Origin of the sequence: Lactobacillus kimbladii (assembly GCF_014323605.1) — a bacterium.
In the GTDB taxonomy this organism is placed as follows: domain Bacteria; phylum Bacillota; class Bacilli; order Lactobacillales; family Lactobacillaceae; genus Lactobacillus; species Lactobacillus kimbladii_B.
On the sequence record NZ_SCMB01000026.1, the window covers coordinates 1 to 441 of the forward strand.

Annotated in this window: 1 protein-coding gene; it reads right to left on the reverse strand. The window is 38.5% G+C overall.

The window, feature by feature from the left end; translation table 11 throughout:
* Nucleotides 1-441 (reverse strand): hypothetical protein (locus ERK18_RS09340; RefSeq protein WP_187155214.1); only part of this gene is annotated, 441 nt, incomplete at both ends.

A 441-nucleotide genomic window follows, 5' to 3' on the forward strand; every position in this document is an offset into this window, starting at 1 on the left:
CTTATAGCCCTCCCTAGAAAGCCAATCCAATAGTCATCTCCTATGAGCGATTTGAAGTTTTTATTATTTTCAGTCGCTTCTGCGTATTGCTTGAGGATGGTATCGATTGTTGTTGAGTCTTTTTCAGACTTGGGTATAGAGGCTTTTTCAATTATGAAGGTATTGCTGAGCGAGCGATATTGTACTTTCTTAATTTTTTCCTCTGGAACTCCTAGCTTCAACATGCAGCAGATACTGTAGTAGTCGATCAGGGAGGCCATGGAGTTTAGCAACGCATCAGAAAGTGCTTGATTTAATATCGCATTATCTTCATCAAGCTCTTGCCCCGGATTTACGTATTCATTGAGATATCGTAAATTAGTCTCATGTCTTTTTTGGAATAGCGCATTTACTTTTTTTAATTGATAGCGTATGTTTTTCTCGATATCGCCTGCCAAAATC